The organism is Roseomonas sp. WA12 (assembly GCF_054165765.1).
Window position 1 is genome coordinate 3412432 of sequence record NZ_CM135108.1, and the last position, 23752, is coordinate 3436183.

21 protein-coding genes are annotated in these 23752 nt (G+C 69.0%); 9 read left to right on the top strand and 12 right to left on the bottom strand.

The window, feature by feature from the left end; genetic code table 11:
* Nucleotides 1-230 precede the first annotated feature (230 nt).
* Nucleotides 231-1139, top strand: coding sequence for a hypothetical protein (locus ACVBD7_RS16340; protein WP_458094292.1), 909 nt, complete (start codon nt 231-233; stop codon nt 1137-1139).
* Between the two features lie 234 nt (nt 1140-1373).
* Nucleotides 1374-3245: a BTAD domain-containing putative transcriptional regulator gene (locus tag ACVBD7_RS16345; RefSeq protein ID WP_458094293.1), complete on the top strand. Its 1872-nt coding sequence runs from the start codon at nt 1374-1376 to the stop codon at nt 3243-3245.
* Between the two features lie 341 nt (nt 3246-3586).
* On the opposite strand, the gene ACVBD7_RS16350 is transcribed toward ACVBD7_RS16345, so the two are convergent.
* The 4 genes from ACVBD7_RS16350 to ACVBD7_RS16365 form a co-directional block, all read right to left on the bottom strand.
* On the bottom strand, nt 3587-4042 hold the full coding sequence (locus ACVBD7_RS16350) for a helix-turn-helix domain-containing protein (RefSeq protein ID WP_458094294.1): 456 nt from the start codon (nt 4040-4042) through the stop codon (nt 3587-3589).
* A gap of 379 nt (nt 4043-4421) precedes the next feature.
* Nucleotides 4422-5138, bottom strand: coding sequence for an IclR family transcriptional regulator (locus ACVBD7_RS16355; protein WP_458094295.1), 717 nt, complete (start codon nt 5136-5138; stop codon nt 4422-4424).
* A 60-nt stretch (nt 5139-5198) separates the two neighbouring features.
* The gene (locus ACVBD7_RS16360; protein WP_458094296.1) at nt 5199-6119 is read right to left on the bottom strand and encodes an SMP-30/gluconolactonase/LRE family protein; all 921 of its coding nucleotides are present in this window, start codon (nt 6117-6119) and stop codon (nt 5199-5201) included.
* A gap of 10 nt (nt 6120-6129) precedes the next feature.
* Nucleotides 6130-7140, bottom strand: coding sequence for a Bug family tripartite tricarboxylate transporter substrate binding protein (locus ACVBD7_RS16365; RefSeq protein WP_458094297.1), 1011 nt, complete (start codon nt 7138-7140; stop codon nt 6130-6132).
* 127 nt (nt 7141-7267) lie between these two features.
* Between ACVBD7_RS16365 and ACVBD7_RS16370 the strand changes: the two genes are divergently transcribed.
* The 3 genes from ACVBD7_RS16370 (at nt 7268) to ACVBD7_RS16380 (ending at nt 10063) form a co-directional block, all read left to right on the top strand.
* Nucleotides 7268-7948, top strand: coding sequence for an RraA family protein (locus ACVBD7_RS16370; RefSeq protein ID WP_458094298.1), 681 nt, complete (start codon nt 7268-7270; stop codon nt 7946-7948).
* A 33-nt stretch (nt 7949-7981) separates the two neighbouring features.
* A complete protein-coding gene (locus ACVBD7_RS16375; protein WP_458094299.1) occupies nt 7982-8998 on the top strand; it encodes an NAD(P)-dependent oxidoreductase in 1017 nt (338 codons plus the stop codon).
* A 105-nt stretch (nt 8999-9103) separates the two neighbouring features.
* Complete coding sequence (locus ACVBD7_RS16380; protein WP_458094300.1) at nt 9104-10063, top strand: tripartite tricarboxylate transporter substrate binding protein; 960 nt, start codon at nt 9104-9106, stop codon at nt 10061-10063.
* 177 nt (nt 10064-10240) lie between these two features.
* Here ACVBD7_RS16380 and dinB read toward each other — a convergent pair whose 3' ends face one another.
* Nucleotides 10241-11299 (bottom strand): DNA polymerase IV, encoded by a 1059-nt coding sequence (dinB, locus tag ACVBD7_RS16385; RefSeq protein WP_458097713.1) that lies wholly within the window; start codon nt 11297-11299, stop codon nt 10241-10243.
* Between the two features lie 562 nt (nt 11300-11861).
* Between dinB and ACVBD7_RS16390 the strand changes: the two genes are divergently transcribed.
* Complete coding sequence (locus ACVBD7_RS16390) at nt 11862-12302, top strand: hypothetical protein (RefSeq protein WP_458094301.1); 441 nt, start codon at nt 11862-11864, stop codon at nt 12300-12302.
* A gap of 81 nt (nt 12303-12383) precedes the next feature.
* Here ACVBD7_RS16390 and ACVBD7_RS16395 read toward each other — a convergent pair whose 3' ends face one another.
* Entirely contained in the window at nt 12384-12533 is a 150-nt protein-coding gene (locus ACVBD7_RS16395; RefSeq protein WP_458094302.1) for a hypothetical protein, read from the bottom strand.
* A 162-nt stretch (nt 12534-12695) separates the two neighbouring features.
* Nucleotides 12696-13193, bottom strand: a complete 498-nt coding sequence (locus tag ACVBD7_RS16400) for a hypothetical protein (RefSeq protein WP_458094303.1) — start codon at nt 13191-13193, stop codon at nt 12696-12698.
* Between the two features lie 357 nt (nt 13194-13550).
* Here ACVBD7_RS16400 and ACVBD7_RS16405 point away from each other — a divergent pair, with 357 nt between their 5' ends.
* Nucleotides 13551-14171 (top strand): class I SAM-dependent methyltransferase, encoded by a 621-nt coding sequence (locus tag ACVBD7_RS16405; protein ID WP_458094304.1) that lies wholly within the window; start codon nt 13551-13553, stop codon nt 14169-14171.
* Nucleotides 14172-14388: 217 nt separating this feature from the next.
* On the opposite strand, the gene ACVBD7_RS16410 is transcribed toward ACVBD7_RS16405, so the two are convergent.
* The gene (locus ACVBD7_RS16410; RefSeq protein ID WP_458094305.1) at nt 14389-15789 is read right to left on the bottom strand and encodes an MFS transporter; all 1401 of its coding nucleotides are present in this window, start codon (nt 15787-15789) and stop codon (nt 14389-14391) included.
* Nucleotides 15790-16020: 231 nt separating this feature from the next.
* Here ACVBD7_RS16410 and ACVBD7_RS16415 point away from each other — a divergent pair, with 231 nt between their 5' ends.
* Nucleotides 16021-16746, top strand: coding sequence for a Crp/Fnr family transcriptional regulator (locus ACVBD7_RS16415; protein ID WP_458094306.1), 726 nt, complete (start codon nt 16021-16023; stop codon nt 16744-16746).
* Here ACVBD7_RS16415 and ACVBD7_RS16420 read toward each other — a convergent pair.
* From ACVBD7_RS16420 to ACVBD7_RS16435, 4 genes are read right to left on the bottom strand one after another with little or no spacing between them, the layout of a single operon-like run.
* Complete coding sequence (locus ACVBD7_RS16420; protein ID WP_458094307.1) at nt 16739-17245, bottom strand: hypothetical protein; 507 nt, start codon at nt 17243-17245, stop codon at nt 16739-16741. The two genes, ACVBD7_RS16415 and ACVBD7_RS16420, sit on opposite strands and share 8 nt — an antisense overlap.
* Complete coding sequence (locus tag ACVBD7_RS16425; protein WP_458094308.1) at nt 17242-17544, bottom strand: PqqD family protein; 303 nt, start codon at nt 17542-17544, stop codon at nt 17242-17244. Before ACVBD7_RS16425 ends, ACVBD7_RS16420 begins: the two co-directional genes overlap by 4 nt.
* Nucleotides 17534-18610, bottom strand: a complete 1077-nt coding sequence (locus ACVBD7_RS16430; protein ID WP_458094309.1) for a radical SAM/SPASM domain-containing protein — start codon at nt 18608-18610, stop codon at nt 17534-17536. Before ACVBD7_RS16430 ends, ACVBD7_RS16425 begins: the two co-directional genes overlap by 11 nt.
* Nucleotides 18607-20580, bottom strand: a complete 1974-nt coding sequence (locus tag ACVBD7_RS16435) for a S8 family serine peptidase (protein WP_458094310.1) — start codon at nt 20578-20580, stop codon at nt 18607-18609. The genes ACVBD7_RS16430 and ACVBD7_RS16435 overlap by 4 nt, the downstream gene beginning before the upstream one ends.
* A 198-nt stretch (nt 20581-20778) precedes the next feature.
* Between ACVBD7_RS16435 and ACVBD7_RS16440 the strand changes: the two genes are divergently transcribed.
* Nucleotides 20779-23658 carry an AAA family ATPase gene (locus ACVBD7_RS16440; protein ID WP_458094311.1) on the top strand — a complete coding sequence of 960 codons (2880 nt, stop codon included), beginning with the start codon at nt 20779-20781 and terminating at the stop codon, nt 23656-23658.
* Nucleotides 23659-23752: the final 94 nt, after the last annotated feature.

Genomic DNA, 23752 nt, shown 5'->3' on the forward strand with positions numbered 1-23752 from the left:
GCTCGATCTGGCCGGGGACATACTGGAGGAGGTGCAGCGCAGCATTCTGGCGCACCGTCTCAGTCCAAAGCGTGAGAACTAAGAGGCCAGCCTCCGTCCTCCCTCGTCAACTGTCCGCCGGCTCTCACCAACTCCATCGCGAGTCGAATGGATTGTCATACCTGACGGCATTCGGCCGGCCACCTCTGGCAACGCCGCGCTAATGCCATACCGCACCAGGAGAAGGCCCCGTGCAGAACCCTTTCCAGAACACGCGTCTCTCCGCAGCTGGCGTTTCGCCCTTCTCTCCCCCAGCAGCCCTGTCAGACCGGGCGGTCGCGCACCTTGCCGCAGAGACGCTTGTCCTGGGCTGCTTGTACCAGCGGCGTGGCGCCACCTATATCCGGGTGCCTGTACATCGGCGGCAACAGTTTACCGGGTGTGAGTGGCATTGCCGTCGGGCGGAGGGCCGCCTCGTCAGTGTCGGAATCACCTGCGAGTCACTGGAGGAGTGGGTAACACTGGCCGAGACAGTGCCGGAGGAGGTGGTGGAGCTTTATCGCGGCATCTTGGGCCGTCACGATATCCCAGTGAACGATCTATTTTGGCGCGCCGACGTCTACGCACGAAACGGCGAGGACTACGAACTTGTTTTCGCGGCTGGCTCCTACAACCCGCTGAACGCCTGGAACACGGTGCGCGGCGCAGTGCACATAAACGGCTCCGCGCGGGGCGGCTTTGACAGCGGCTTTACAAACGGCACCCCGCCCCGTCTCCGACTGCGGCTGCCTCAGGAAGGTCTTCTGTTTCTCGACGGAGTGGACATGACCGGGGAGGTGCTGCAGGTGTCGAGGGACGGCGGGGATGGGTGGATTGACCGTTTGGAAGTCACCGTGCCGGCCGGAGAGAGCTGGGCGTTGAGTGAACTCGTTCTCGCATCGGGGGACCGTTTCACGCCTCTCGGCCTTGTTGAAGCTTTGGCAGGCGACATCTCTCGCCCGACAGGAGGCCAGACCGCGCGGCCGGCGCCTCTCCTGGAGCCGGCCTGGAAGCGACCCCGTGCATCGGGGGACCGCCTGCCCTTCTTACCGGGTCGGATGGTCGCGGACGCTCTGTTGCGACAGTTGGGAGCTGCGCAGCCTGGCGTGAGTTATGCCTAACGCGGGCCCATCCAGGCATTGGCGGGCGCTTCGCCTGCGTGCGGCTTTCAGGTACGATCTCGCCGTGTACCAACGCCCTTTCCGTCCGCACAGGCTCGGACCAGTTCCGACATGAGGTTACAGCAGCCCTCGATTGAGACCCAAGCTTGGGCCCGTATCACCCTCCTCGGGCCGGTACGCGCCTGGGACGCAGCAGGCTGCGACCTTTCCCCGCGCACGCGCAAAGGACGCGCGTTGCTCGGCTACCTCCTTCTATCTCGCGGACGGCCGGTCAGCCGCCTGCGTCTGGCGACGCTGCTCTGGGAAAGGTCGGGCGAGATCGAGGCGCGGGCAAGCCTTCGTCAAGCCTTGGCCGAGGTTGCCCGCGCTTTACAGGGAGCGCCCTCCCCCATCCTGGTCGTGGATCGGGAAAGTATCCGGGCTGATGCCAGGTTCTGCGAGGTTGACGCATTAGCGCTGCTGGACGGCCAAGTGCCGTCCGATTGGCCGGTAGCACCGCTCATGGACGGGCTGGAGGACATCGGGGAGGGCTTCGGCGAGTGGCTGGCGGGACAGCGCGATGCAGTCCGCGTCCGTCTGCGGGATTTGCTCGGCCAAGAGGCGGACCGTCTTTCGAATGACCCCGCCAAACAGGCCGAGGCCATAGAACTTGCCCGGCGTGCGATAGAGTCCGACGCTTCCGACGAGGCTGGCTGGCGCCGGCTTATCGGGCTGCATGTAGCTGCAGGCGAACGTGCTCTCGCGCTGCAGACCTATGAGCGCTGCTGCGATGCGCTGCGCAGGACGCTGGATGTCTCCCCATCTTCCAAGACAAGGGAATTAGCAGAGCGTATCCGTATCCAGCGGCCGGCTACGCCCACGCTCACTTCTACCCCACCCGCTCTTTCTCTGCCCCACCCGACTGTTCCCGCACCAATCGGCGACCAGCCCTTACGGGTTGGAGTGCTTCCGGCCCAACTCCAACGCGGGGAAGAACCGGACGCACTTACGACAGCTTATGTCGGGGACGTCGCCCTGGAACTTGCGCGGTATCATCATTTCGATGTCATCTCGCCTATAGGTCTCGGGCCTTGGTACGCCCAACAGCCGGATGCGGAAATGCTCCGCGGATTGAATCTCGACTACATCGTGAACGTATCGCTCCGCGGACCAGAGCTGGACCGGCACCTTCTCGTATCGCTGGTCGATGCTGCAGAACTTGCCCGCCCGGTTTGGAGCGTTCGCGCCCCGCTCCGTCCCGAAGCCGCGGGAGAAGTGCAAGACGACGTGCTGCACGGCCTCGTTGCGCGCCTAGAGCCCGTAATCCTGCATACGGAAGGAACACGCCCGATCTCGCGGCACGCCACCGGGACCGGCGCCACCGTTTTGCGTGCGATTCCGCGCCTCTTCAGCATGGAGGCCTCGCGCTTTATGGAGGCTGGCCAACTTCTGGCGGAGGCAGTCACCCAGTTCCCGGAAAGTGCCATGGCCGCTGCCTGGGCCGCCCATTGGCACGTGTTTCAGATAGGCCAGGGCTGGGCGACGGATCCCCGGGGCGCATTAGAGGAGGCGGAGCGCCTCGCGACACTTGCAATGAGCCTCGACCCCGAGAACGCCGAGGGCTTGGCCATCTATGGCCACGTAAACTCCTTCCTGCACAAAGATTTCGACAGTGCAAAACATTACTTCGCGCAGTCGCTCGAGTTGAACCCCCATCAGGCTTTCGCTTGGGCAATGTCCGGTGCAACTCATGTCTATTCCGGCGATCTGCGAGAGGCGATGCGGCGCATGGAGCACTACCGGACGCTAGCGCCGTTTCACCCTCACGACCGTATTCTTCGCCACACATTCACAGCGGCGCATTTGCTCGCGGGGCAGTACGAGGAGGCCGTGATTATCGGCCGGCGGTCCGTCCGAGCAAGCCCGGGCTTCGTCAACGGTTATAAACATGTTCTCGCGGCCTTGGGACATCTCGGCATGCGCCGCGAAGCAAAGCCGCTTCTGGACAGGCTTTTGAAACATGAATCGGAGTTCAAGGTCCAGAGCTTTGTCGAGTCCTATCCATTCAACCGCGTCGAGGATCGCGAGATTTATGAGGCGGGTCTTCGCCTCGCGGGGGCGAGATAGTTTCAATCGGCGCGGATCAGGACCGTTGAGGCATCCATAGCCACGAATTTTATCCGAGCCCAGGCGCACGCAGCGACGCCGTGAGTGATCGTGCGATTCTTCAACAAACTATTTATGCCACACCGGCGTTTGTGGCGACCGAAAGTGTCGCGGTTAGAGGTTATTTCAAAATCGGCCAATTGCTAGGGCCAATAAATGCTTAGTAGGTGACACCGGAGCAGCGACACGCAGGCGGCCGTTAAGCCAACCGCTTGCGCTTCGAGCGAAAGCCTTATGCCACCTGCGATTCAGCAACAGTTCATCATTGATGGACGAGGCAGGATAATCGCGACAGTTACCTCTTACTCGGCCGAAGCGAGGCTCCTGATCAGGTCCAGAACACGCTTCCGAATTTCAGGCTCGCTGATCTGATGGTACGCTCGGACAAGTTCTAGTGTCTCGCGCTTGTGCAAAACGCCGTCGTCAACTCCGTTATATGGCTCGTCATAACCAGCATTTTGGAAGCCGTTAACAACCGGCCTGCCTTGTAGGCTCGGTGGTATATCGTCGAAGAAGAACCCGATCGGTACGTCCAAGATGCGTGCCAGATCGAACAGGCGACTTGCACCAATCCGGTTTACACCGCGCTCATACTTCTGGATCTGCTGAAAGGTGAGGTTGAGGGCAGCTCCCAGCTTTTCCTGGCTCATGCCGAGCAGCATCCGTCGCAGCCGAACCCGGGATCCCACATGGATGTCGATTGTCCCGGGCAGTCGATCCTGCCCGGCAGATACTGGCGCTGTGACCACGTCCGACATGTTCAAGCTTCCCGTCGGTTGATCCAAGACAAATGCCCTGGGAGAGATCATTTCGAGTAGAGACCATTTCTCTCAAGCTAGCGACGACCAAGAATGAGACAGTTTTATTAACGAGGTAAAATTTTTGCGAGTGCACTCACTTCCGTAGCGAGGCTCAACCAGCCCGAGCCTCCTCAGCTGATACGGAGACCCGATAAGATACTCGTGCGACGCATGAGAAGCAGTCGAAGCCCTCTGTAGCTCCCGGACCCGAAATGTAGCCTCGGCTACTGCACCTCTGGAGCGGGCAGGCCGCAATGTTCGGGTTCAACCCCGCGGCACTCTCCGTGCCGGGGACTTAGGTAGCTATCAGGCCCGTCCGCTTTGACGAATTTCAGCGCTACCGGAGTGGAGATAGACCGCCAAGCGAGCGCGTCAGATCTGCTGCTGTGCTGAGCAGCAACGGGCTTGCCCGTTCTGCCGACACCCGCGTAAGCCGGGTCACCGGCCCGGTGAGGCAGAGCGCGCCCGCAAAGCCCTCCCCCGGCCCGAAGACGGGGGTTGCCATGCCCGCCACATGGGGATCCCTCTCGCCGCCCGTATAGAGCGGAATCTCGGTCGCAAAGGCCTGGGGCTGCAGAGGATTCGCCCCGAAGATCCGCAGCACCTGGGCGATGGCGGAGTTGTCCATCGGAAGCATGTCACCCTGACGGACATGCAGTCGCAGCCGGTGCGGCGAGTCGACGCGGTACAAGCAGAGCCGCTGCTCCCCGCTGCGCACGTAGAAAGAGGCGCTCTCGCTTGTCTCTGCCACCAGCCGCTCGAGTGCGGGCATGACATACGCCTCCACCCGGAAGGACTGCTGGTAGACGGAGCCGAGCCGGAACACTTCCACGCCGAGGCGGTAAGCGCCGTCAGGCAAGCGGGTAAGGTAGCCGTGCTCCTCCAGCGAGATCGCCAGCCGCATGACGGTGGTCTTCACCAGCCCGGTCCGGCCAGTCAGCTCGGCCAGGGTCACCGCGTCGTCGCCCTTGCGGAAGGCCGAGAGCAGGGTCAGGGCGCGGCCCGCCGAGGCAACGCCTTCCAGCGAGGCGTTCAGGCGTGTGGGGGTCGTCATGGCGCCACCGTTACGGTCCGCCCCGCGGCACGGCAAGCCGGCCGGCCATGCCTCGACCTATCAGCCGGCGTGGGAGTGGAGCGGCAGGCCCGGCACCTCCAGCACGGCGCGAAGGACGCTCCCGGTCTCGGACTCGGTGACAAGGAGTTCCCCCGTGCCGGGGCGAAAGGCGAGGTTTGTGGTGGACCAGCCGGCGCAGGAGGCGATGCGCGCCAGGGGTTCGGCCCGTGGGGAGAGGCGCCAGACGGTCCCGAAGCCCGCATGGGCCACCAGCAGGCCGCCTTCCGCGTCCAGTGCCAGCCCGTCCGGGCCGCTAGGGCCGCCGTGAAGGTGGCAGAAGATGCTCGCCTTCGTCACGCTGCCATCTGCGTGCAGCGGCAGGCGCCAGATCTGGTTGGCCCGCGTCACTGCCACCAGCAGGAAGGAGGCGTCGGGCGCGACCACGATGCCATTCGGGCTGGGGACCGTATCGATGAGGAGGTCCAGGCGGCCATCACTGCCCAGGCGGTACACCCGCCCGGTCGGGTCCTGCAGGCCGGTCTGCCCCTGGTCCGTGAAGTAGAGCTCGCCGCCCGGCCCAAAGACGAGGTCATTCACGCCCTTGAAGCTCTCGGAACGCGCCGTCTCCAGGAAGGGCGTTACCGCGCCGCTGCCGGGATCCAGCAGCATGATCCCGCGCTTGTAGTCGGTGATGAAGATGCGCCCGTCGCGGTGGATCTTCAGCCCGTTCGGCCAGCCATCATACTCGGCCACCTGCTCCCACTCCCCTTCGGGGGAGATGCGGAAGACGCGGCCGAAGGGGATGTCGGTGACGTAAAGCCGCCCCTGCCGGTCGAAGGAGGGACCCTCGAGGAAGCTGTCCACCGGCTTGCCCGCGCGGTTGGCGTCGCTCCAGGCGCTTCGCCGGGCCTTGCGATACCGGTCGGGCAGGCGCGTGAAGACCTCGGTCTCGATGCGCGGCGGCGGGGCGAAGAAGCTCATCGTCGCGCCCCTACTGCCGCTCGATGCCGCCGGAAGCCGCGATCTCGCGCCAGCGTGCTGCCTCCTCGGTCAACAACCTGGAGAAAGCGGCAGAGGGGATGCCACCGGGCTCGGAGCCGAGATCGGCGATGAAGCCCTTCATGTCCGGTGCGGCGAGGGCGCGAGCCATCTCGCCGTGCAGCCGCGCCACGATCGCGTCCGGCGTGCCCTTCGGCGCCACCAAGCCCGACCAGTTGATCACGCTGAAGCCCGGCAGACCGGCCTCGGCGAAGGTCGGTACGTCAGGCAGGGCGGCCACCCGGTGCTCGCCGCTGATGGCCAGCGGGCGCAGTTGGCCGCCGCGGATGTTCCCCAGCGCCGAGCCGGGCGAAATCATCACCAGGTCCACATTGCCCGAGAGGACGCCGATCACCGCCTCCCCCGCACCGCGGAAGGGCACGTGGTAGAGCTTCACTCCCGCCGCCCGCTCGAAGGCAAGCGTGGCGAAGTGCGGGGCGCTGCCGTTGCCTCCCGTGCCGTAGGTGAGCTTCTCCGGATCCTTCTTCGCCGCAGCGATAAGAGAGGCGAGATCGCGATGGGACGACTTCTCCCCAACCGCGAGAAGGATCGGCGAGAAGGCCGTGACGCTGACCGGCTGGAAGGCCGTCGCCTGATCGAAGGGCAGCCGGCTGAAAAGGTAGGGAAGCATGGCGTAGGTGTTGTCCATCGCCATCAGCGTGTAGCCGTCCGCCGCGGCGCGCGCGGCCTCACTGGCGCCGATCGTGCCGGTGGCGCCGGACCTGTTCTCGACCACGAAGCTCTGGCCCATGGCTTCCGTCAGCTTCTGGGCGATGCGGCGCGCCAGCGTGTCCACAGCCCCGCCCGGCGCCCAGGGCACGATCACCCGGACTGGCCGGGACGGGTACTCCCCCGCATTTGTTCCCTGGGCCAGGGCAGAGCGCGCGAGCCCGGCGAAGGGCGTGGCGAGCCCGGCCCCGAGAAGGGCGCGGCGGGCGATGCGGTGGGTCTGGTGACAGGACACTTGCGCTTCCCTTTCCCGTTCGGTTATTTCGAAACGACGTTGCATTTTCTTGGTGCCGTTCTGGCACCGCGGAAAGATCGGTGTCAACAAATGGGCGCGGAACCGCGCCGCATCCGGGAGGACGGCCGTGGCGATCGGCTTCCGCATCCATCGGCGCATCCGTCAGGTTGACGCCACCCTCGTCACCCACTTCCGTGACCTTCCCGTCGCGAATGTCAGCGACGTGATGTCGCGCATGACCGCCGGTGGCGCGCGGCTGCGGCCGATGCAGGCCCCCGGCGCGGTCCTCGCTGGCCCCGCCCTGACGGTGCGGACACGCCCTGGCGATAACCTGATGATCCACAAGGCCATCTCCCTCGCGCAGGCGGGCGACGTGATCGTGGTGGATGCGGGCGGCGATCTCACCAATGCCCTGATCGGCGAGCTGATGCTGGCGCAGATGGTGCGCCGTGGCCTCGCCGGTGTCGTCATCAACGGCGCCATCCGCGACAGCGCCGCCATCCGCGCGCAGGACTTCCCGGTTTTCGCCGCGGGCGTCACGCATCGCGGGCCCTACAAGGACGGCCCGGGCGAGATCAACGTGCCGGTCGCCATCGACGGCATGGTCATCGCGCCGGGCGACCTCGTCCTCGGCGACGATGATGGCCTGCTCTGCGTCCCCTTCGAGGAGGCGGAGGCGATCCACGCCGCCGCCAGCGCGAAGCACGCCGCGGAGGAGGGGCAGATGGCGAACATCGCCGCCGGCACTCATGACGCGTCCTGGGTGGACGTCTCGCTCCGCAAGCTGGGCTGCGAAGGGCTCGACTAGAGCCCCCTCCCCCTCTCTCCAGGAAGCCGATCCATGACCGACAGCGCCGCGCGTCCCAATGTTCTCGTCTCCGCCGCCTGGCTGGCGCAGGAAGCCGTCACGATGCTGGAGGAGGCGGGCTACGCCGTCCGCTGCACCAGCGGCTACCCGGGCGAGGTGGAGCTTCTCGCCGCCATCCGGGAGCACCGGCCGGTGGCGATTCTGCACCGGCAGGGCCGCATCGACGGCACGGTGATGGATGCTGCCGCGCCGGAGCTGCGGGTGCTGGCGCGCCACGGCGCGGGGATCGACGGGATCGACATTCCCGCCGCCCGCACGCGCGGCCTGACCGTGACACGCGCGGCGGGCGCCAATTCCCGCTCCGTCGCCGAGCACGCCATGGCGCTGATGCTTACCATGCTGAAGGACCTGCCCTCCGTCACCGCCGGGATGCGGGACGGGCTGTGGGAGAAGACCTCCCGCATGACGCGCGACATCGACGGAATGACGCTCGGCATCCTCGGCTACGGCGCCATCGGCACGAAGGTCGCGCGCATGGCCGCCGCCTTCGGGATGCGCGTGCTGGCCCTTGATCCCCTGCTGCCCGCAGGCCCGCTCTCCGGCCCCGCGGAGCGGGTCGAAGCGTTGCCGGAGTTGCTGCGGCAATCCGAGGTCCTGTCCCTGCACCTGCCGCTGGAGCAGGAGACGCGCAACCTGATCGGCGCGGCGGAGCTGGCGCTGCTGCCGCGCGGCGCGATCCTCGTCCACACCGCCCGGGGCGGCATCGTTGACCAGGACGCGCTGCTCGCCGCCCTCGACTCCGGGCAGCTGAGCTGGGCGGGCGTGGATGTTTTCGCGATGGAGCCGCTGGAGGAGGGCAGCCCCTTCCGCACCCATCCGCGCGTGGTGGCCACTCCGCACTTGGCCGCCAACACGCCGCGGGGCGCGGCCGGCATGGCTTGCGGCGCGGCGGAAAGCATCATCGCGGTGCTCGCCGGCCACCTGCCCGCGCTGGAAGGCGCGGTGGTCGTGCCGGGCGGACTTCCCGCGGACCTCCTGCCCGCGGCCTGAGCGCCTCAGGGTAGCGAGCCACGCGGCAGGAAGCAGAAAAAGAACGAGGAGGAACGCCGAGTGACGCACCAATTATCCCCCCCATGCCCCCTGCAGCGCCGAACCGTGCTGGCGACCGGGGCGGCGCTCGCCGCCTCCGCACTCGCCCGCCCCGCCCTGGCGCAGGCACCCTGGCCCGCCGGGCGGCCCATCGAGATCATCGTCGGCTTCGCCCCTGGCGGGGGCACGGATGTGATGCTGCGCGCGCTCGCGCTGTTCATGGCGGCCGAGCTGCCGGGCGCCAACTTCATCATCAACAACCGCCCTGGCGCGGGCGGGGAAACGGCCTATGCCGCCATTCAGGCCGCGCGGCCGGACGGCTACACCATCGGCGGGCTGAACACGCCGGGCTACCTCTCCGTACCGATCGAGCGACGCGTGCGCTACGACCGCACGAAGATCCGCGCCATCGCCCGCCTCGTGGACGACCCGACCGCCTTCGTCGTGCACCGGGACTCGCCGTACAGGACCCTTGCCGACCTTGTGGCCGATGCGAAGCGCCGCCCGGGCGCGATCAGCGTCGGCTCATCCGGGGTCGGCACGGATGACCATCTCGGCCTCACCCTGTTCCAGGCGGCCACGGGGACGGAGTTCATCCACGTGCCCTATGCCGGGGCGGGGCTGGTGAAGAACGCCGTTCTGTCCCGCACCATCGACGTGGCCGGGCTGAACCTCGGTGAGATCGGCATGCTCGGGCAGGAGAAGCCACCGCTGCGGCCGCTGGCCGGCATGGGCGAGCACCGCTGGGACCTGATGCCGGACGTGCCGACCTTCCGCGAGGCGGGCCACGACGTGATCATGACGAGCGAGCGCGGCGTCGGCGCGCCGCGCGGCGTGCCCGACGAGATCGCCCTGCAACTGCAGGGAGCGATTGCGCGCATCGTCTCCAAGCCCGAATGGGCGGAGAAGGCGCGGCAGCTGGAGCTGCCCATGGCCTATCTGCCCGGTGCGGAGTGGGAGGCGCAGATGCCGGCGCAGGAAGCTCGCTATCGCCAGATCTGGGAGAAGACCCCCTGGCAGCAATGACCTCGTCACGGCAGGCGCCTCGCTGACGGCGTGGCTGGGGTTCCTGATCGGCCCCGGTCATCGGGTGGTCTACGACCCGGAGCCCTGACGAGGACCAGTCAGGATGGCATGAGGAGAGAAGCCCGGCGCGCTGTGCGCTTCGCTCCGTTCGGCAGGATAAGCTAGGCGCGCTCGGCGCTACTTTTTCGCGTCAAATTCGAGGCGCGTCTGCTCCCCGCTCGGGTTTCGGCTCGGAGCGTGATCGAAGCCGGAGACCGTCACGCCGAGGAGCCGCACCTTGCGCGTGAGAGGGTAGAGACTGCGCAGGAGCTCGAGCGCAATCCGGACCAGCGCCGCGCGGTCGCTCACTGGGCTCGGCAGCGTGCGGCTTCGCGTGGCCTGCTGGAAATCCGCCCAGCGCAGCTTCACCGTCACCGTCCGCCCCCGCTGCCCCGTGCTCTCGCACCACGCCCAGACCTCGTCAGCGAGCACCCCGATGCCGCCCTCCACCTCCTCGGGGCGGGCCAGGTCACGGTCGTAGGTTGTCTCGGAGCCGGAGGACTTGCGAGGCCTGTCCGGCACCACGGGCCGGTGGTCCTCGCCTCGCGCGATGGCGTGGAAGTGGGCGCCCGCCTTGCCGAAATGCTGCTGCAGGAAGGCGAGGCTGCGATCGCGCAAGTCCCGCCCTGTGCGGATCCCGAGCACCTCCATGCGGGCCGCCGTTGCCGGCCCGACCCCGTGGAACCGGGAGACCGCCAGTTCCTCGACAAAGCCCGGTCCTTGCTCGGGCGTGATGACGAACATCCCGTTCGGCTTGCGCATGTCGCTCGCGAGCTTGGCCAGGAATTTGTTGTAGGAGACCCCCGCCGAGGCGGTTAGCCCGGTCCGGGCGAGGATCTCGGCACGGATCGTACGGGCGACCGCCGTCGCGGTGGGCAGCCCCGTTCGGTTCTCGGTAACGTCGAGATAGGCCTCGTCGAGCGAGAGCGGCTCCACAAGCGGTGTGTGCTCGAGAAACACCTCCCGGATCTGGGCCGATACCTCCCGGTAGCGATCAAAGCGTGGCGGGACGAAAACCAGATCGGGACAGAGCCGGGCCGCCGTCCTGGATGGCATGGCTGAACGCACCCCGAAAGCACGCGCCTCGTAGCTGGCCGCCGCCACGACTCCGCGCTCCCGCGAGCCGCCCACTGCCAGGGGACGACCCTTCAGCGCCGGATCGTCCCGCTGCTCCACCGACGCGTAGAAGGCGTCCATGTCGACGTGGATGATCTTGCGGGAGGTCACAGGATCCAACCGGACAGCGGTGGAGCGTCGGTGTTGCACCCGTCCAATACTCCGACCACGGCATACCCACCCCTGCTCCACGCTCCGTCATCGGACCCGCCCGGGTCTGGGGAGAACGGGGGCATGGCTCAGGGCAACTCCGAAGCGTCCAGAACGAAGAACGAACACACGCTTATAGATCGTCCGGGCGCCCGGAGCACCCCATGCGCGAACTCCTCCTGTTGCCGGAGACCTGATTGGCGCCACGGATAAGGACATTGCGGGCGGCCGCCGCGCGCCCAGCCTTCGCGATAGCGCGCAAACCAAGAAATTATATTGCCGCCTCTGCCAGCGCCGATACGGGTCCTCGGTGTTACGGCCAGGCGCTTCCAGTCGAGCTTCCAAAGGCGTCGGGCCCTTCCGAATACGAAGGTTTGACTTCAGCCCTCTCTGGGCCACGGCCACATCGTCGCACTAACGTCCAAATCTCCTTCCGAGCAGCTGCACGCATGGACCTGCCGGGCCCGCTCATTCACGCCGATCGGAGGCTTCGTTGCACTCTCCTGACCCAACTTCGCCGCTGCGGCTCGACCAGTCCTCGGTCGAGGACCTCAATGCAGCGCTACGCGTCTATCGCCGCTTGCCTCTCGAGCTGCTGGTTTTCCTGCTCGTCCTGGCCGGCTCGCTCATTGTGCTCCCAATGATCAGCACTGCCCTGTCGCCGCCCTACGGAGTTTACATCCTCGGGACGGGCCTGACGTCGTGGGGCCTCATCCTTCTGCTCGCATGCTTGTTCGGGCTGTTCCGATGGCGAGGTCGGCAGGTTGCCGAGGCGCTGAACGACCCCGAACTGCTCGCGGCGCCGATCTCGGGACTGCTGCACGGCCAAAGCCTGATCGCCGAGCGGGCGAGTGCCATGGGCATGGAGTGGAGCGGCTTCTTCGGGCCGCTGCGGCCACGGCGGAACGCCGGTGGTGGGAAAGCCAGAAACTAGCTTAGGTCAGGCTGGTGCAGGAAGGATGGCCGAGCCGTGAAAGAGGAGGGTCGCTGAGGCTGACACTCCCCTCCACGACAATCAGCTCCGCCCGGCCCGGCGCAGGTTGTTGCGGGCCTCGGCCACTCCGCCGTCGGCGGGGAAACGCCAAAGCCGGGCCGCCTCGTTCATGTCGCGCCTGAGCCCGCCGCGTCCCTCGGCGTAGAGCTTGCCGAGATTGCTCTGCGCCACAGGCGGGCGGCCTCTGCCTCGTCACAAGCCGCCGCGACCGGATATGGGAAAGGTGCCGAGGCTTGCCTGCCCTGTGGGGAAGCCCTGGAGCACCCGGCGACGGTTTCTCAGGCGCATGCAGCGAGGAAGCAAGCTCTCGTTGCTCCTATCGCTCTACCCCTCTCAGGCAACGCCACGCCGGCGCCGCAGGAGTGTGGTAATAGGGACGATCGCTCCAACCAGCAGAAGAGCACCGATCGCAAGCGCGGTGAGGGTACGGTTCCAGAGCCGCTCCAGGCCCAGATCGGTTGTCACCAGCTCGGGCCGTGCCGGATCCGCGAGAACGGAGACGGTGTAGTCGCCGCCGCCGACGCCGAGGAACAGAAGATCGACATCGCGCGTGATCGGGCCGGACTTGCCGAGAAGCGAGAGCGTGGCGTCGCAGGTGGTAATCACCAGGCGCGTGCTGCAGCGGCCCTTGACCACCCGCCCATCCGCGACGGGCTGGGCCGCCCCCCTCACCTGCCAGTCGCTCGCGATGTTCGGCACCATGAAGATCGCCATGCCAGCGAGCAGGACGGCGCAAACCGCTGCGCCGAAAAGGGTCCAGAAAAGCTCGCGCTTCCCCCCGCCCGGCGGGGGAAGTGCTTGCAGGGGTGCGGGATCGGTGGTGCTGGACATGCCGCGATCCTACCCGTTCGGCGAGGAAGAGGAAGCCACAGGCGTTCGACAGCGCGCTCGCCGGACGCTCCAGGCCGGCAGCGGTGTCCAGGTGATACTCAGAAGGCCGACATGGCTTTCTAAAGCGCCTGTCCGGAAATCACCGCCGCCATCTCGGCGAGGAGCTGGTCAGGAGGACCGGGTGCCACCGGACGCAGGACGAAGCTGAGTGGCGGGACGGGCATGTGCGCTCGGTCGCCAGGTCTACGACCACCAGGGGCCTGACCAGAGAAAGCCATGACCGTCGTAAAGCCGGATGGGTTGGCCGATCCTCCCCCGCCTCCTTCCGCGACTAGGCAGAGGCCCCATATCGCAACCATGCCGCAGACCCTCGACTTACCGCCCGAAGCCTTCCGCAAAGCCGATTCGTCGCCCGACGATCTCTTCTACCAGCAACCGCGCTTCGTGACGCACATCGACGATGGCGCAATCGCCGCCGTGACGTCGCTGTACCGCTCGGTGCTGCCGGCGGGCGGAAGCATTCTCGACCTGATGAGCAGCTGGGTCAGCCACCTGCCTGAGGAGGTCGCTTACGGCGAGGTGACCGGGCACGGCATGAATGCAGCCGAGCTCGCAGCGAACCCACGCCTGTCGCATCGCTTCACGCAGGATCTCAATCGCAACCCCATCCTGCCATTGGAGGATGCTGCTTTCGATGCAGCCTGTCTCTGCGTCTCGGTGCAGTATCTTCAGCAGCCGGTCGCAGTGTTCAGTGATGTGGCCCGGGTGCTGCGGCCGGGCGCTCCCTTCGTCGTCTCCTTCAGCAATCGCTGTTTCCCAACCAAGGCAGTCGCGATTTGGCAGGCGCTCGGCGGTGGCGAGGAGCAGCAACGCCTCGTGGCCGCCTACATGGCAGCGGCCGGGTTCGCAGCCATCGAGAGACAGACACACCGACCGGCTGCAGGTGATCCGCTCTGGGCCGTGATAGGCCGTCGCTGAAGCCAAGCGCGCTCCCGAAGGGAGATCCGTCAGGTTTTCAGGCCGCCAGACCAGCACTGCCAATCCTTCCGAGCGGCACGCGTTGCGTCATTGGCCGCCCCGAGCGGCTGGACGGCGTCGCGCAGGCAGATGGAGCGGAGCAGGTGTGGGAACGGTTGCTTGGGCGGTCATGGAACTTGCGGCAGCAAGCCGGCCGAGAGGGAATGGCGCTCCCGGCTCAGATCTGCAGCGGGCGCCCGTTCCTGTAGGTTTGGTCCGAATCTCCGGGCATGGCCTTCGGCCAGGACGCCGCAGGAACAGGGCTGAGGTGCGCGGCATCGCGCGGCCCGCACCCCTGCCGTAGGGCGTGCGATAACAGGAATGTGCCGAGCAGGCCCAGGCCGCAGGCGGTCCAGAGCGGGACAGCATGGCCGGTCGTCTCCGCAAGGACGGCCATGGCGGGGGCTCCCAGAAGCACGGAGAGCGCGCGCCCGGTGAACAGCACGCCAATCAGTGCGCCTGCAGAGCGACGGCCGTAGAGATCGACGACCACGCTCGGCAGCAGCGCCACGAACCCGCCCTGGGCGAGGCCGAAGCCGAGCGCGAAGGCGATGAAACCGATGGCGCTGCGCGCCTCCGCCCACCACGCCATCGACGCCGCAACCCCGAGGCAGCAGGCCAGCAGGATGCGGTCGCGCCCCACTCGGTCCGCCAGGGTGCCGACGACGAGCCGGCCGAGAATCGAGCCCACCCCGACCAGGCTCAGCAGCCAGAGCGCATCCGAGGCGGCCAGCCCTGCCCCGCGCGCCGTTGCCACGATTTCTGCATAGGGCAGCGCCACAGGGACGGAGAGCAGAAGGCTGCCCGCCAGCAACAGGGCATAGCGCCGGCCGCGCAGTGCCTCCCGGAGCCGCGCACCTTCCAGCGATGATGCCGGGTCCGGCCGGGCGGATTGTGTCGTGCCGTCCGGCCCCATCCCGCAGGCCTCGGGCCAGCGGGTCAGGAGTTGGGCCGCCAGTAGCCCGATGACCGCGATGAAGCTCCCCGCGATCAGGAATGAGACCCGCCAGTCCCCGCAGAGAGCCAGCAGCGAGGCCGAGACGGGAACCATCGCGGTGCCAACCCCCACCCCCGAGGTTGCGATGCCCGAGGCCAGGCCGCGCCAGACGACGAACCAGCGCTGCACGGCCGCGACCGCCGGCACATAGGCCAGGCCCGCGCCGGCCCCCACAAGCAGCCCGTAGCAGAGCAGCACCTGATAGAAATCCTGCGCCACCCCCGCGAGAAAGAAGCCGGCCGCCATGACGGCCATCCCGAGCGCGATCGGTAATCTCGCACCGAAGCGATCCGCGAGGGGTCCGCTCACCGCGCCCATGGCGAAGACCATCGCGCCGCTGACCGCATAGATGAGGCTGACCGAAGCGTCCGAAGTGGCGAAACTGGCCTGCAGAGAGGCGGCGAAGGCGGGGAAGGAGTAGACCGCCCCGAAACAGAGCGCCTGCACCACGAAGGAACCCCCGACCACCGCCCAGCCCCGGAAGCGCAACGGCGGGCGCGGCACGACGGGGGCCGGTCCGGTATCCCGGGAGAGAACGGGCTTCACCCGGTCGGGCAAGCATGGGCGAGCGTGCGGCGTCATCTGGCACCTCTTGCGGAAGGCCGCGAAGCTGGCCCTTCCACCCCGCGGCGCGCGGTGCCGAAAGTCACAGCGCGCCACCTTCCGGGGACAGAGACTGGTTCCTGGGCGCGGGTCCCCTGCGCCGGGAGGGGATGCCCGGAGATGGACAGGAGTTCGATAGACAGGGGTTCGATGGACATGCGTTTACGGCGCCCCGCGGCGTCGGCACTGTGGCTGGATGAGCCCTGCCCGATGGACCAGCTAGATCAACTCGCCTTCTTCCGGCCCTTCGGCCGCGCCGCGCTGGAACCCCTGGCTGCCGCGGCGCGATGGCGCGGCTTCTCGGCCGGGCAGACGGTGCTGGAGGCGGGCGACCTGACGCAGGAAGTCAGCCTCGTCGCGGAGGGCGAGCTTCGCGTGCTCTCGCGCAGCAGCGGCGGCCACGAGATGATCCTGAACGAACTGCGCGCCGGCGACATCTTCGGCGAGATCGCGGCGATCGACGGCGGCTATCGCTCGGTCAGCATCGTCGCGCTCACGCGCACCCGCCTCTGCACGATCGCGGCGGCGCCCTTCATGGCCTTCGCCCTCTCGACGCCCGAAGCCTCTCACCACCTCATGCGGAGCCTTGCCGCGCTGGTGCGGCAGAAGGATGAGCGGCTGCTGGAACTTGCCGTGCTGCCGGTGCGGGCCCGGCTTGCGGCGCTGCTCCTGCGCCTCTCCCGCCCGCGGGAGGGCGGCGGGCGGATTGTCTCCCCGCCGCCGCCGCACCACGAACTGGCCGCGCGCATTGGTACGCGGCGCGAGGTGGTTTCCCGCACGCTCAGCGCCATGGGGCGGGAGGGCATGACGGAGATGACCAGGGGAGGCCTGGTGCTGCCGAGGCCCGCCCTGCTGGAAGCGGAGGTGGCGGCCGGCTACGGCGCCCCGCCCGGTGGGGAGGCGGCGCGGCTCCGGCCCCCGACGGCGCTCAGATGATGGTCGCGGCCGCCAGCTGAAGAATGACCTGGCTGCGCCCGGCCGCGTAGTCGGAATCGCGGAACGCCATCAGTGCCTTGACCGCCTGGCCCCACTCGTCCCGGGCATCCGCCGCCCTCGCGCTCATATCCTCCATCTGCGACAGGCGCTGGAAATCCCAGAGCGTGCGGAAGCTGCCGAGGCTGCGCTCGCTCTGCTGAAACACGGTGTAGGTGCCGAGGTAGCGCAGCCCCGGTACGGAGGAGGCGCTGAGCAGGCCGTTGCTGTCGCGGAGAAAGGCCTGGAACTCGGCATGGCGCTCGCGCGGGACCTCGTAACCCCATTCAAGGACGAGGCGCCCGAGCGGGCCCAGATCGGCCGCGTTCCCGTCCGGCGGCAGGATCAGGAACTGCTCGCCGCTCCGCACGACGGAGACGAGCGGCGTGGCGCTGGCAGGCGCTACCCGGCCCTGCGCGCGCAGCAGTGCCTCGGCGGCATCGGGGTTGAAGGGTTCGGTCATGGCGGACTTCTCTCCTCGGTGTTCGGTTCGGCGGGGCGGTGCAGAAGCCCGCAGGCGCGCAGCTCCGCCAGCCCGTTCTCCAGCGTGCGTCCCGCAGCCGGGGCGGAAAGGGCCTGTGCGGTGCGCTCGGCGAAGGCCGTTGCCAGCGCCGCATCGTCCCGCCCATCCGCAAGCTCGAGGATCAGCCAGGCCGTCGCGTTCAGCTGGTGCAGCCGCGGTGCGGCAGGGATGTAGGCGAGGCAGGCGCCCAGCTCGGGCAGGGGACGAAGCCGGAGCCCCGGCGCGCGCTCATGGCGCATCGCCGGCCCCCTTCGTCCCTGGATCGCCGGCCGCCATCGGCGGGGGCAGAACCCGCAGGTCCACGCCGCCGTTCAGTCCGGAATCGAACGGGTCCGGCGCGTCCCAGCGGCCGTGGAAGGCGAAGGCGGTGGAGCGGCAGCCGCCATGTGTGTGCTGGGTGGAAGCGCAGCCCCCGCAGCTCGCCTCCACCTTTCCCGCGCGCAGATGGCGGTAGAGCGGGTCCTCCCAGGTCTCCAGGAAGGGCATCCTCGTGACATCGCCGTAGTCCACGTACTCGCGGAGGTACATGCAGCCGATGGAACGGCCATAGGCGTTCACCGCCGCCATCTGCCAGCAGCAATTCGCGTCGTTCGGATGCCAGGACTGCATCAGCCGCAACCCCTCCGGTGGACGCAGCGCGGCGATCGCGGCGGTCATCTCCTCCAGCGAGAGGGAGAGTTCCGCCCAGTCCCGGCGCATGCGGCCCAGCGGATAGGGACGCAACACGCCCACCGCCTCCGCGCCCTCCGCCTTCGCGAGTTCCAGCAGCGACTGCAGCTCCTGGTGGTTCCCGCGATTCATGATGGCGAGCACCGTCACCGGCAGCCCGGCGCGGCGCAGCGCACGGATGCCGGCGATGCTGCGGGCATGGCTGCCGGGCACGCCTGTCAGCGCATCGTGCGTCTCTGGCGTCGCACCCAGCAGGTCCACCATGGCGTCGCCCAGCCCGATGGATTTCAGCCGGGCCGCCATGGCGTCGTCCACCAGCGTCGCGTTCGTCCGCAGCCGGGTCATCGCACGCGGCGCGGCATGGCCGATCACCTCCAGCACGTCCGGGCGGTGCAGCGGCTCCCCGCCCTCGATCATCACGGAGATCACCCCGGCCTCGAAAAACTCGTCGAGCAGGCGGATCCAGGTTGCCGCGGGCAGCTCCCGCGGAGAGGGCTCCCGCGTACAGTCCGCGTAGCAGACGCGGCAATTCAGGTTGCAGGATTGCGTGTAGCCGATCGTCACCTTCATCGGCCGGTGCAGCGGCGGGGAGCCGCCGATCAGCCTTCCTGCAGGACTCACGCCCAACTCGCTCATTCCGGTTCATCCATAGCCATGGCCAGGGCGGCGGCAGCATCCACCCGGCCGGTGCCGATGTCCCGCTGCCATTCCGCCCCTGTCTCCCCTTTCTGGTTCCGCGCGGTCGCGCGCAGGATGGCGCAGATGCGCTGCGCCGTCAGCCGTGGCCGGAGCTGGAGCATCAGCGCCACCACTCCCGCTACCTGGGGCGCGGCCGCGCTCGTCCCGCTCATGCGGATGCTGGCGGCGAAGGTCTGGCCGGCCGCATCGCGCAGCCCGCCGAGACCGGAGGCCCCGGCGACGGCCACGCCAGGTGCCGCCACATCCGGCTTTTCCCCCCCGATCCGGGTGCCTCCGATGGAGCTGAACGGCGCCGGCCCGCCATCCGGCAGCGAGAGGGCCGCGACGCAGACTGGCCCGTCCGCGCAGGCCAGGGAACCGAGGGAGCAGCCCGGCCCGTCATTCGCGTTCAGCGTCTCCTCCCCGGGATCCGGCGGCTCGAAGCGCGAGCCGCTGTGCCGCCGCAGGTCGTCGCGCTCGATCCAGGCGTCGAAGAAGACGCGAGCGGAGGCCGCGTCGGGCCCCAGGCTCAGCGTCACCTGCCAGACCTCCTCTGCGCCGGAGGGCCGCAGACGCAGTTCGAAGTGCTGGAGCGGCACCTCGGTCGTCGGCGGGCGTGTGGTGCTGGCGGCGGTGCCGATCTCCTTCACCCCTTCGGCATCCTTCAGCACCAGCGAGGCCTGGCCGCGCAGGGCCGCCGGCGCCAGGGCGGAATCCGGGGTGCCCCCCGGCCGGCCCAGCGCCAGGTCCAGCGCGGGCATCCCCTCCTGCATGGGGGCGTAGATCCGCAGCATGTTGGGGGTGGGGTCGCCGGCCTCGAAGCGCCAGCGCAGCGTTGCCGGACGCTCCGCCGTCACGCTGCCCGAGCGGTTCAGCCCGGCATCCCGCATGTTCCCGGCCGCCACCGTGATGGCGCGCCCCGGCGCCTGCAGCAGCGCGTCCAGCGCGCGGTCCATCAGCCCCTGCCCGTCATGCGCCCCTGTATTGGCGCCGACGCTGAGGTTGACGACGGCCGGCATCCCCTCCCGCGTCGCCAGGTCGAAGAGGGCGCAGACACCGTCAAAGACGTCCACGGCGTCGCCCTCCGAGACGAGGGCGCGGGGGCGCAGATGCACGAAGCCTAGCGCGGCGCTTGGCGCCACACCGGCCGGGGTGCCCCGGGCCCAGGCCCCCTCTGCCGGCCGCCGACCCGCCGCGATCGAGAGGACATGGGTGCCGTGGATGGAGAGGCGGCGCTCCAGCTCACTCGGCGGGCGGCCAGTCGGCTCGGCCTCGTAGCCGTTCTCCCAGGGCATGTAGCCGCCGGCCGGATAGGGATCGCCGCCTGCCAACAGGGCATCCAATTCGGCCGTGCCGTAGAAGTGGCCCGGCAGCGCCGCTTCCGGCGCCGTCGGGCCATTCTGGTCCCAGAGCAGGCGCAGCCGTGTCCCACCCAGCCCGTCCGCGCCCTGCCGGAGGGCCGGATGGGCGAAGGCGCAGCCGAAATCCACGACGCCGACCAGTACGCCCGCACCGTCCAGCGCCCCGCCCGGCAGCGACAGGTGTTCGGGGCTGGCGTGGATCGCCTCCAGCGTCGTGGAGAAGGGGCTTCCTGGCAGGCTCTCCACCTGCATGTCCCAGCCCTCCTGGGCCAGATCCTCAAGCCGTTCGAGCAACTGCGGAAGCAGGCCGCCGAAGCCGACCCGGGACAGCGCCGTCAGGTCGATCCGCAGCGCCGCGAAGATCGCGCCATCCGCGCGCGGGGGTTGGCCATCCGGCGGCAGGATCACCCCGTCCGCCTCCCGCACCGCATGGCCGAAGCGGACATCCGGCCGCGCGCGGACGGCAGCGCCCTTCGGAATCCGTGCCAGCACCCCGAACTCCGCCTGAGGCGGCGCCAGGGCAAGGGCAAGGGCCGCCGCGCGAAGCACGGGATCGAGAGCCGACACGCCGTCATTTCTGCCGTTAGAGCCGTCCGGGGCCAGAGCCGATTCCTCCTCTATCTGCAATGAAGGTAGCAGCGCTGGCTGTTGCGGCGCGGTGATTTCGATCACGATCACGATCACGCCGTGTTGCCGCCTGCCGGAGATAGCCACCTGACCCCGGTCCCACCCTGCCCCGCATGCGGCTTCGCGAACCTCCAGGGCATGCGCTTCTGTGGGGCTTGCGGCGAGCGGCTTCGCCCACCCGCTGAGGCCGTCGCGGCCGAGGCCGGCGAGCGCCGGCCCGTCACCGTCCTCTTCGCCGACCTGGTGGAGTCCAGCGCCCTGACAGCCCGGCTGGACCCCGAGGACCTGCGATACGTCCTGCTCACCTATCGCGAGACGGCGGGTGCGGCCGTGATGCGGCAGGGCGGCAGCCTGTCCCAGCACCAGGGGGACGGGCTGTTGGCGCGCTTCGGCTTTCCCACCGCGCGGGAGGATGATGCCGCCCGGGCCCTGCGGGCCGGGCTGGAGCTCGTCTCGGAGGTGGAGGCGCTGCGCGGCCGGCTGGGCATCGCGCTTCGCGTCCGGGTGGCCGTGCACAGCGGCATCCTCGTCGTCGCCACCCTCGGCCACGGGGCGGCGGGGGAGCCCGGCGCCATGGTCGGCGAGGCGACGACGGTTGCCGCGCGCCTTCAGCACGCGGCCGCCCCGGGGGAGGTGTTGGCGAGCGAGGCCACCCGGCGGCTCGCGCCGCGCCGGTTCCGCTATGTCTCCTGCGGGGAAATAGAACTGCCCGGCCTGCCCCGGCCCGTCCTCGCCCACCGGGTGGAGGCGGAGCTTCCCGCCGGATCGGCCCTCGTGCCCTCCACCGCCGCCCTGCCCCTGGTCGGGCGGGAGAACGAGTTGCGAAGCCTGTTTTCCGCCTGGCGGGACGCCGAGGCCGGCGCTGGCACCACGGTGCTCGTCGAGGCGGAGCCAGGCCACGGGAAGAGCCGGCTGATCGAGGAGTTCCGTGCCCGGCTCGGTGCCCCGGGAGAGGGCGCAGTGACGATCGCCTGCAACGCGCAGGAGGAGGCGAGCGCCTTCCGCCCGCTGCTGGCCTGGATCGCCGCTGCGGCCGGGATTCCGCCGCGCGCGACTCCCGCCGAGGCCCGTGCGGCGCTCGGGCACTGGCTGACGCGCCACGGCCTCTCCGGCACCGATCACGCCGCCCCCCTGGCCGTCCTGCTGGACCTCGCCTCGCCTGCCCAGGCAGCCGAGATGGAGGCGGCCGGGCGCCGGCGCCGGCGGCGCAACATGGCGGCCCTCCTCGCCGCGCTGCAGGCCGCTGCCGGCCCGGTGCCCCTCTTCATCGCGGAGGACATCCACTGGGCCGACGACAGCACCCTCTCCGTGCTGCGGAGCCTCGCCGAGAGCGTCGCCGCCCCGGACACGCCCGGGCTGCTGCTGCTGACCCGCCGCCCGGAGGGGCACGGCCTGCCCGGCCCTGCCCCCCTCACCTTGCGCCTGGCCCCTCTGGGCGATGCGGCGGCGCGTCACCTTGCCGCCGCGGCCGCGCCCGAGGGGGTGGACCCCAGCCTCCTCGCCCGCATCATCGCGCGGGCGGGCGGCGTGCCAATCTTCCTGGTGGAAGCCGCGCGGGACGTGCTGGCCGAGGCGGAGCTGCCGCTCAGCCTCCGGGCTGGCCTCACTGCCCGGCTCGACGCGCTGCCCGAGGCCAAAGCCGTCGCCCAGCTCGCGGCCGTGATCGGGCGCTCCTTCCGGGAGGACATGCTGACGGCCCTGGCCGAAGCGGTGGGGTTGCCAGCCACGAGGCGGCCGCTGCGCCGGCTGGTGGAGGCGGGGCTGATGGAGCCGGAAGGCCCGCCGGAGGCCCCGACCGGCTATTCCTTCCGACACGAGTTGATGCGCGACATGGCCTACGAGACCCTGCTCCGGAGCCGACGCGCCAGCCTGCACCTCGCACTCGGACGGCTACTCCCGGACCGCTTCGCGGAGACGGTGGCAGCCCGGCCGGAACTGCTGGCACGTCATCTCGCGGCCGGCGGGGCCGCTGCCGAGGCGATCGCGGCCTATGAGAGGGCCGCCATTCGCGCCGGCCGCGCCGGGGCACATGGCGAGGCCGGCGGTCATTTCAGCGCCGCCGTCGCGCAATTGCCGAACATGCCGGAGGGACCGGCGCGGGACGCGCTGGAAGCGAGGCTGCATATCGGGCTGGCCGCACAGGCGACGCTGGTGCGAGGCAACGCGGCCCCACAGGTGGGCGAGGCCTTCGCGACCGCCCACGCCGCCGCCCTGCGCCTGGACGACCGGCCGCTGCTGCTGCGAACCCTGCGCGGCCTGCAGACCTTCCACCTCGTCCGCGGCGCCGTGGCGGAGGGCCACGCGATCGGGGAGCGCATCATGGCGCTGATGGTGGGCGAGCGGGACGAAGCCGCGCTTCTCCAGGCGCATCGCCCGTTCGGGCTCGGGCTCCTCTATCTCGGCCGTTATGCGGAGGCACACCGGCACCTCGAGCGCGTGCTTGAGCTCTATGATCCTGCGCGGGACGAGCCGCATCGCTTCGACTACGGGTCGGATCCTGCCGTTCTGGCGCGGGCGCATCTGGGATGGGTGCTATGGTTCCAAGGGGATGCCGACGCAGCCTTCGCCATGGACGCGGCGGCGGTGGCAGCCGCACGTGGGCTGGGACATGCGCACAGCCTCTGCTTCGCCCTGGCCTTCCGCTGCGTCCTGACTCAGCTTGCCGGGCAGCCGGAGGCGACGCTGGCCGCGGCGGAGGAACTACGGGCGATCGCGGCGGCCCAGGACTTCGCCTACTGGTCGGCCTGGGCCAGCATCCTCGGAGGGTGGGCGAGCGGGTCCTTGTACGACCGGCCCGCCGGCGAGGCAGAACTGCGCCGCGGCCTCCGCGCGTATGAGGAGATGGGGGCGGGGCTGCTTCAGCCTCTCGGCCTGGCGCTCCTGGCGCAACTTCATCTTCCCGGTAATCGGGCCGAGGCACGTTTCCTGCTGACCGAAGCGGCGGGATATGGTCGGCGAGGAAGCATCGTTTTCTCGGACGCCCTGATCATTCGGCTGCAAGGGCAGCTTGATCTCTGAGCGCGCCTTGCCGGGTTGAGAGGCGCCGAGGGGAGGTCTGCGCGCCGCTTCTAACGCCGTTCAGATCCATCCCAAACAACGGTTATCCGGGGAG

Bases quoted from the DNA above. Each gene is read 5' to 3' on its own strand.
- ACVBD7_RS16440 (WP_458094311.1), top strand. From the start codon at position 20,779: ATGCGCTTCTGTGGGGCTTGCGGCGAGCGGCTTCGCCCACCCGCTGAG.
- ACVBD7_RS16420 (WP_458094307.1), bottom strand. From the start codon at position 17,245: ATGACCGAACCCTTCAACCCCGATGCCGCCGAGGCACTGCTGCGCGCG.
- ACVBD7_RS16415 (WP_458094306.1), top strand. From the start codon at position 16,021: ATGGACCAGCTAGATCAACTCGCCTTCTTCCGGCCCTTCGGCCGCGCC.
- ACVBD7_RS16355 (WP_458094295.1), bottom strand. From the start codon at position 5,138: ATGACGACCCCCACACGCCTGAACGCCTCGCTGGAAGGCGTTGCCTCG.
- ACVBD7_RS16430 (WP_458094309.1), bottom strand. From the start codon at position 18,610: ATGAGCGAGTTGGGCGTGAGTCCTGCAGGAAGGCTGATCGGCGGCTCC.
- ACVBD7_RS16410 (WP_458094305.1), bottom strand. From the start codon at position 15,789: ATGACGCCGCACGCTCGCCCATGCTTGCCCGACCGGGTGAAGCCCGTT.
- ACVBD7_RS16360 (WP_458094296.1), bottom strand. From the start codon at position 6,119: ATGAGCTTCTTCGCCCCGCCGCCGCGCATCGAGACCGAGGTCTTCACG.
- ACVBD7_RS16425 (WP_458094308.1), bottom strand. From the start codon at position 17,544: ATGCGCCATGAGCGCGCGCCGGGGCTCCGGCTTCGTCCCCTGCCCGAG.
- ACVBD7_RS16405 (WP_458094304.1), top strand. From the start codon at position 13,551: ATGCCGCAGACCCTCGACTTACCGCCCGAAGCCTTCCGCAAAGCCGAT.
- dinB (WP_458097713.1), bottom strand. From the start codon at position 11,299: ATGGACGCCTTCTACGCGTCGGTGGAGCAGCGGGACGATCCGGCGCTG.
- ACVBD7_RS16375 (WP_458094299.1), top strand. From the start codon at position 7,982: ATGACCGACAGCGCCGCGCGTCCCAATGTTCTCGTCTCCGCCGCCTGG.
- ACVBD7_RS16350 (WP_458094294.1), bottom strand. From the start codon at position 4,042: ATGTCGGACGTGGTCACAGCGCCAGTATCTGCCGGGCAGGATCGACTG.
- ACVBD7_RS16400 (WP_458094303.1), bottom strand. From the start codon at position 13,193: ATGTCCAGCACCACCGATCCCGCACCCCTGCAAGCACTTCCCCCGCCG.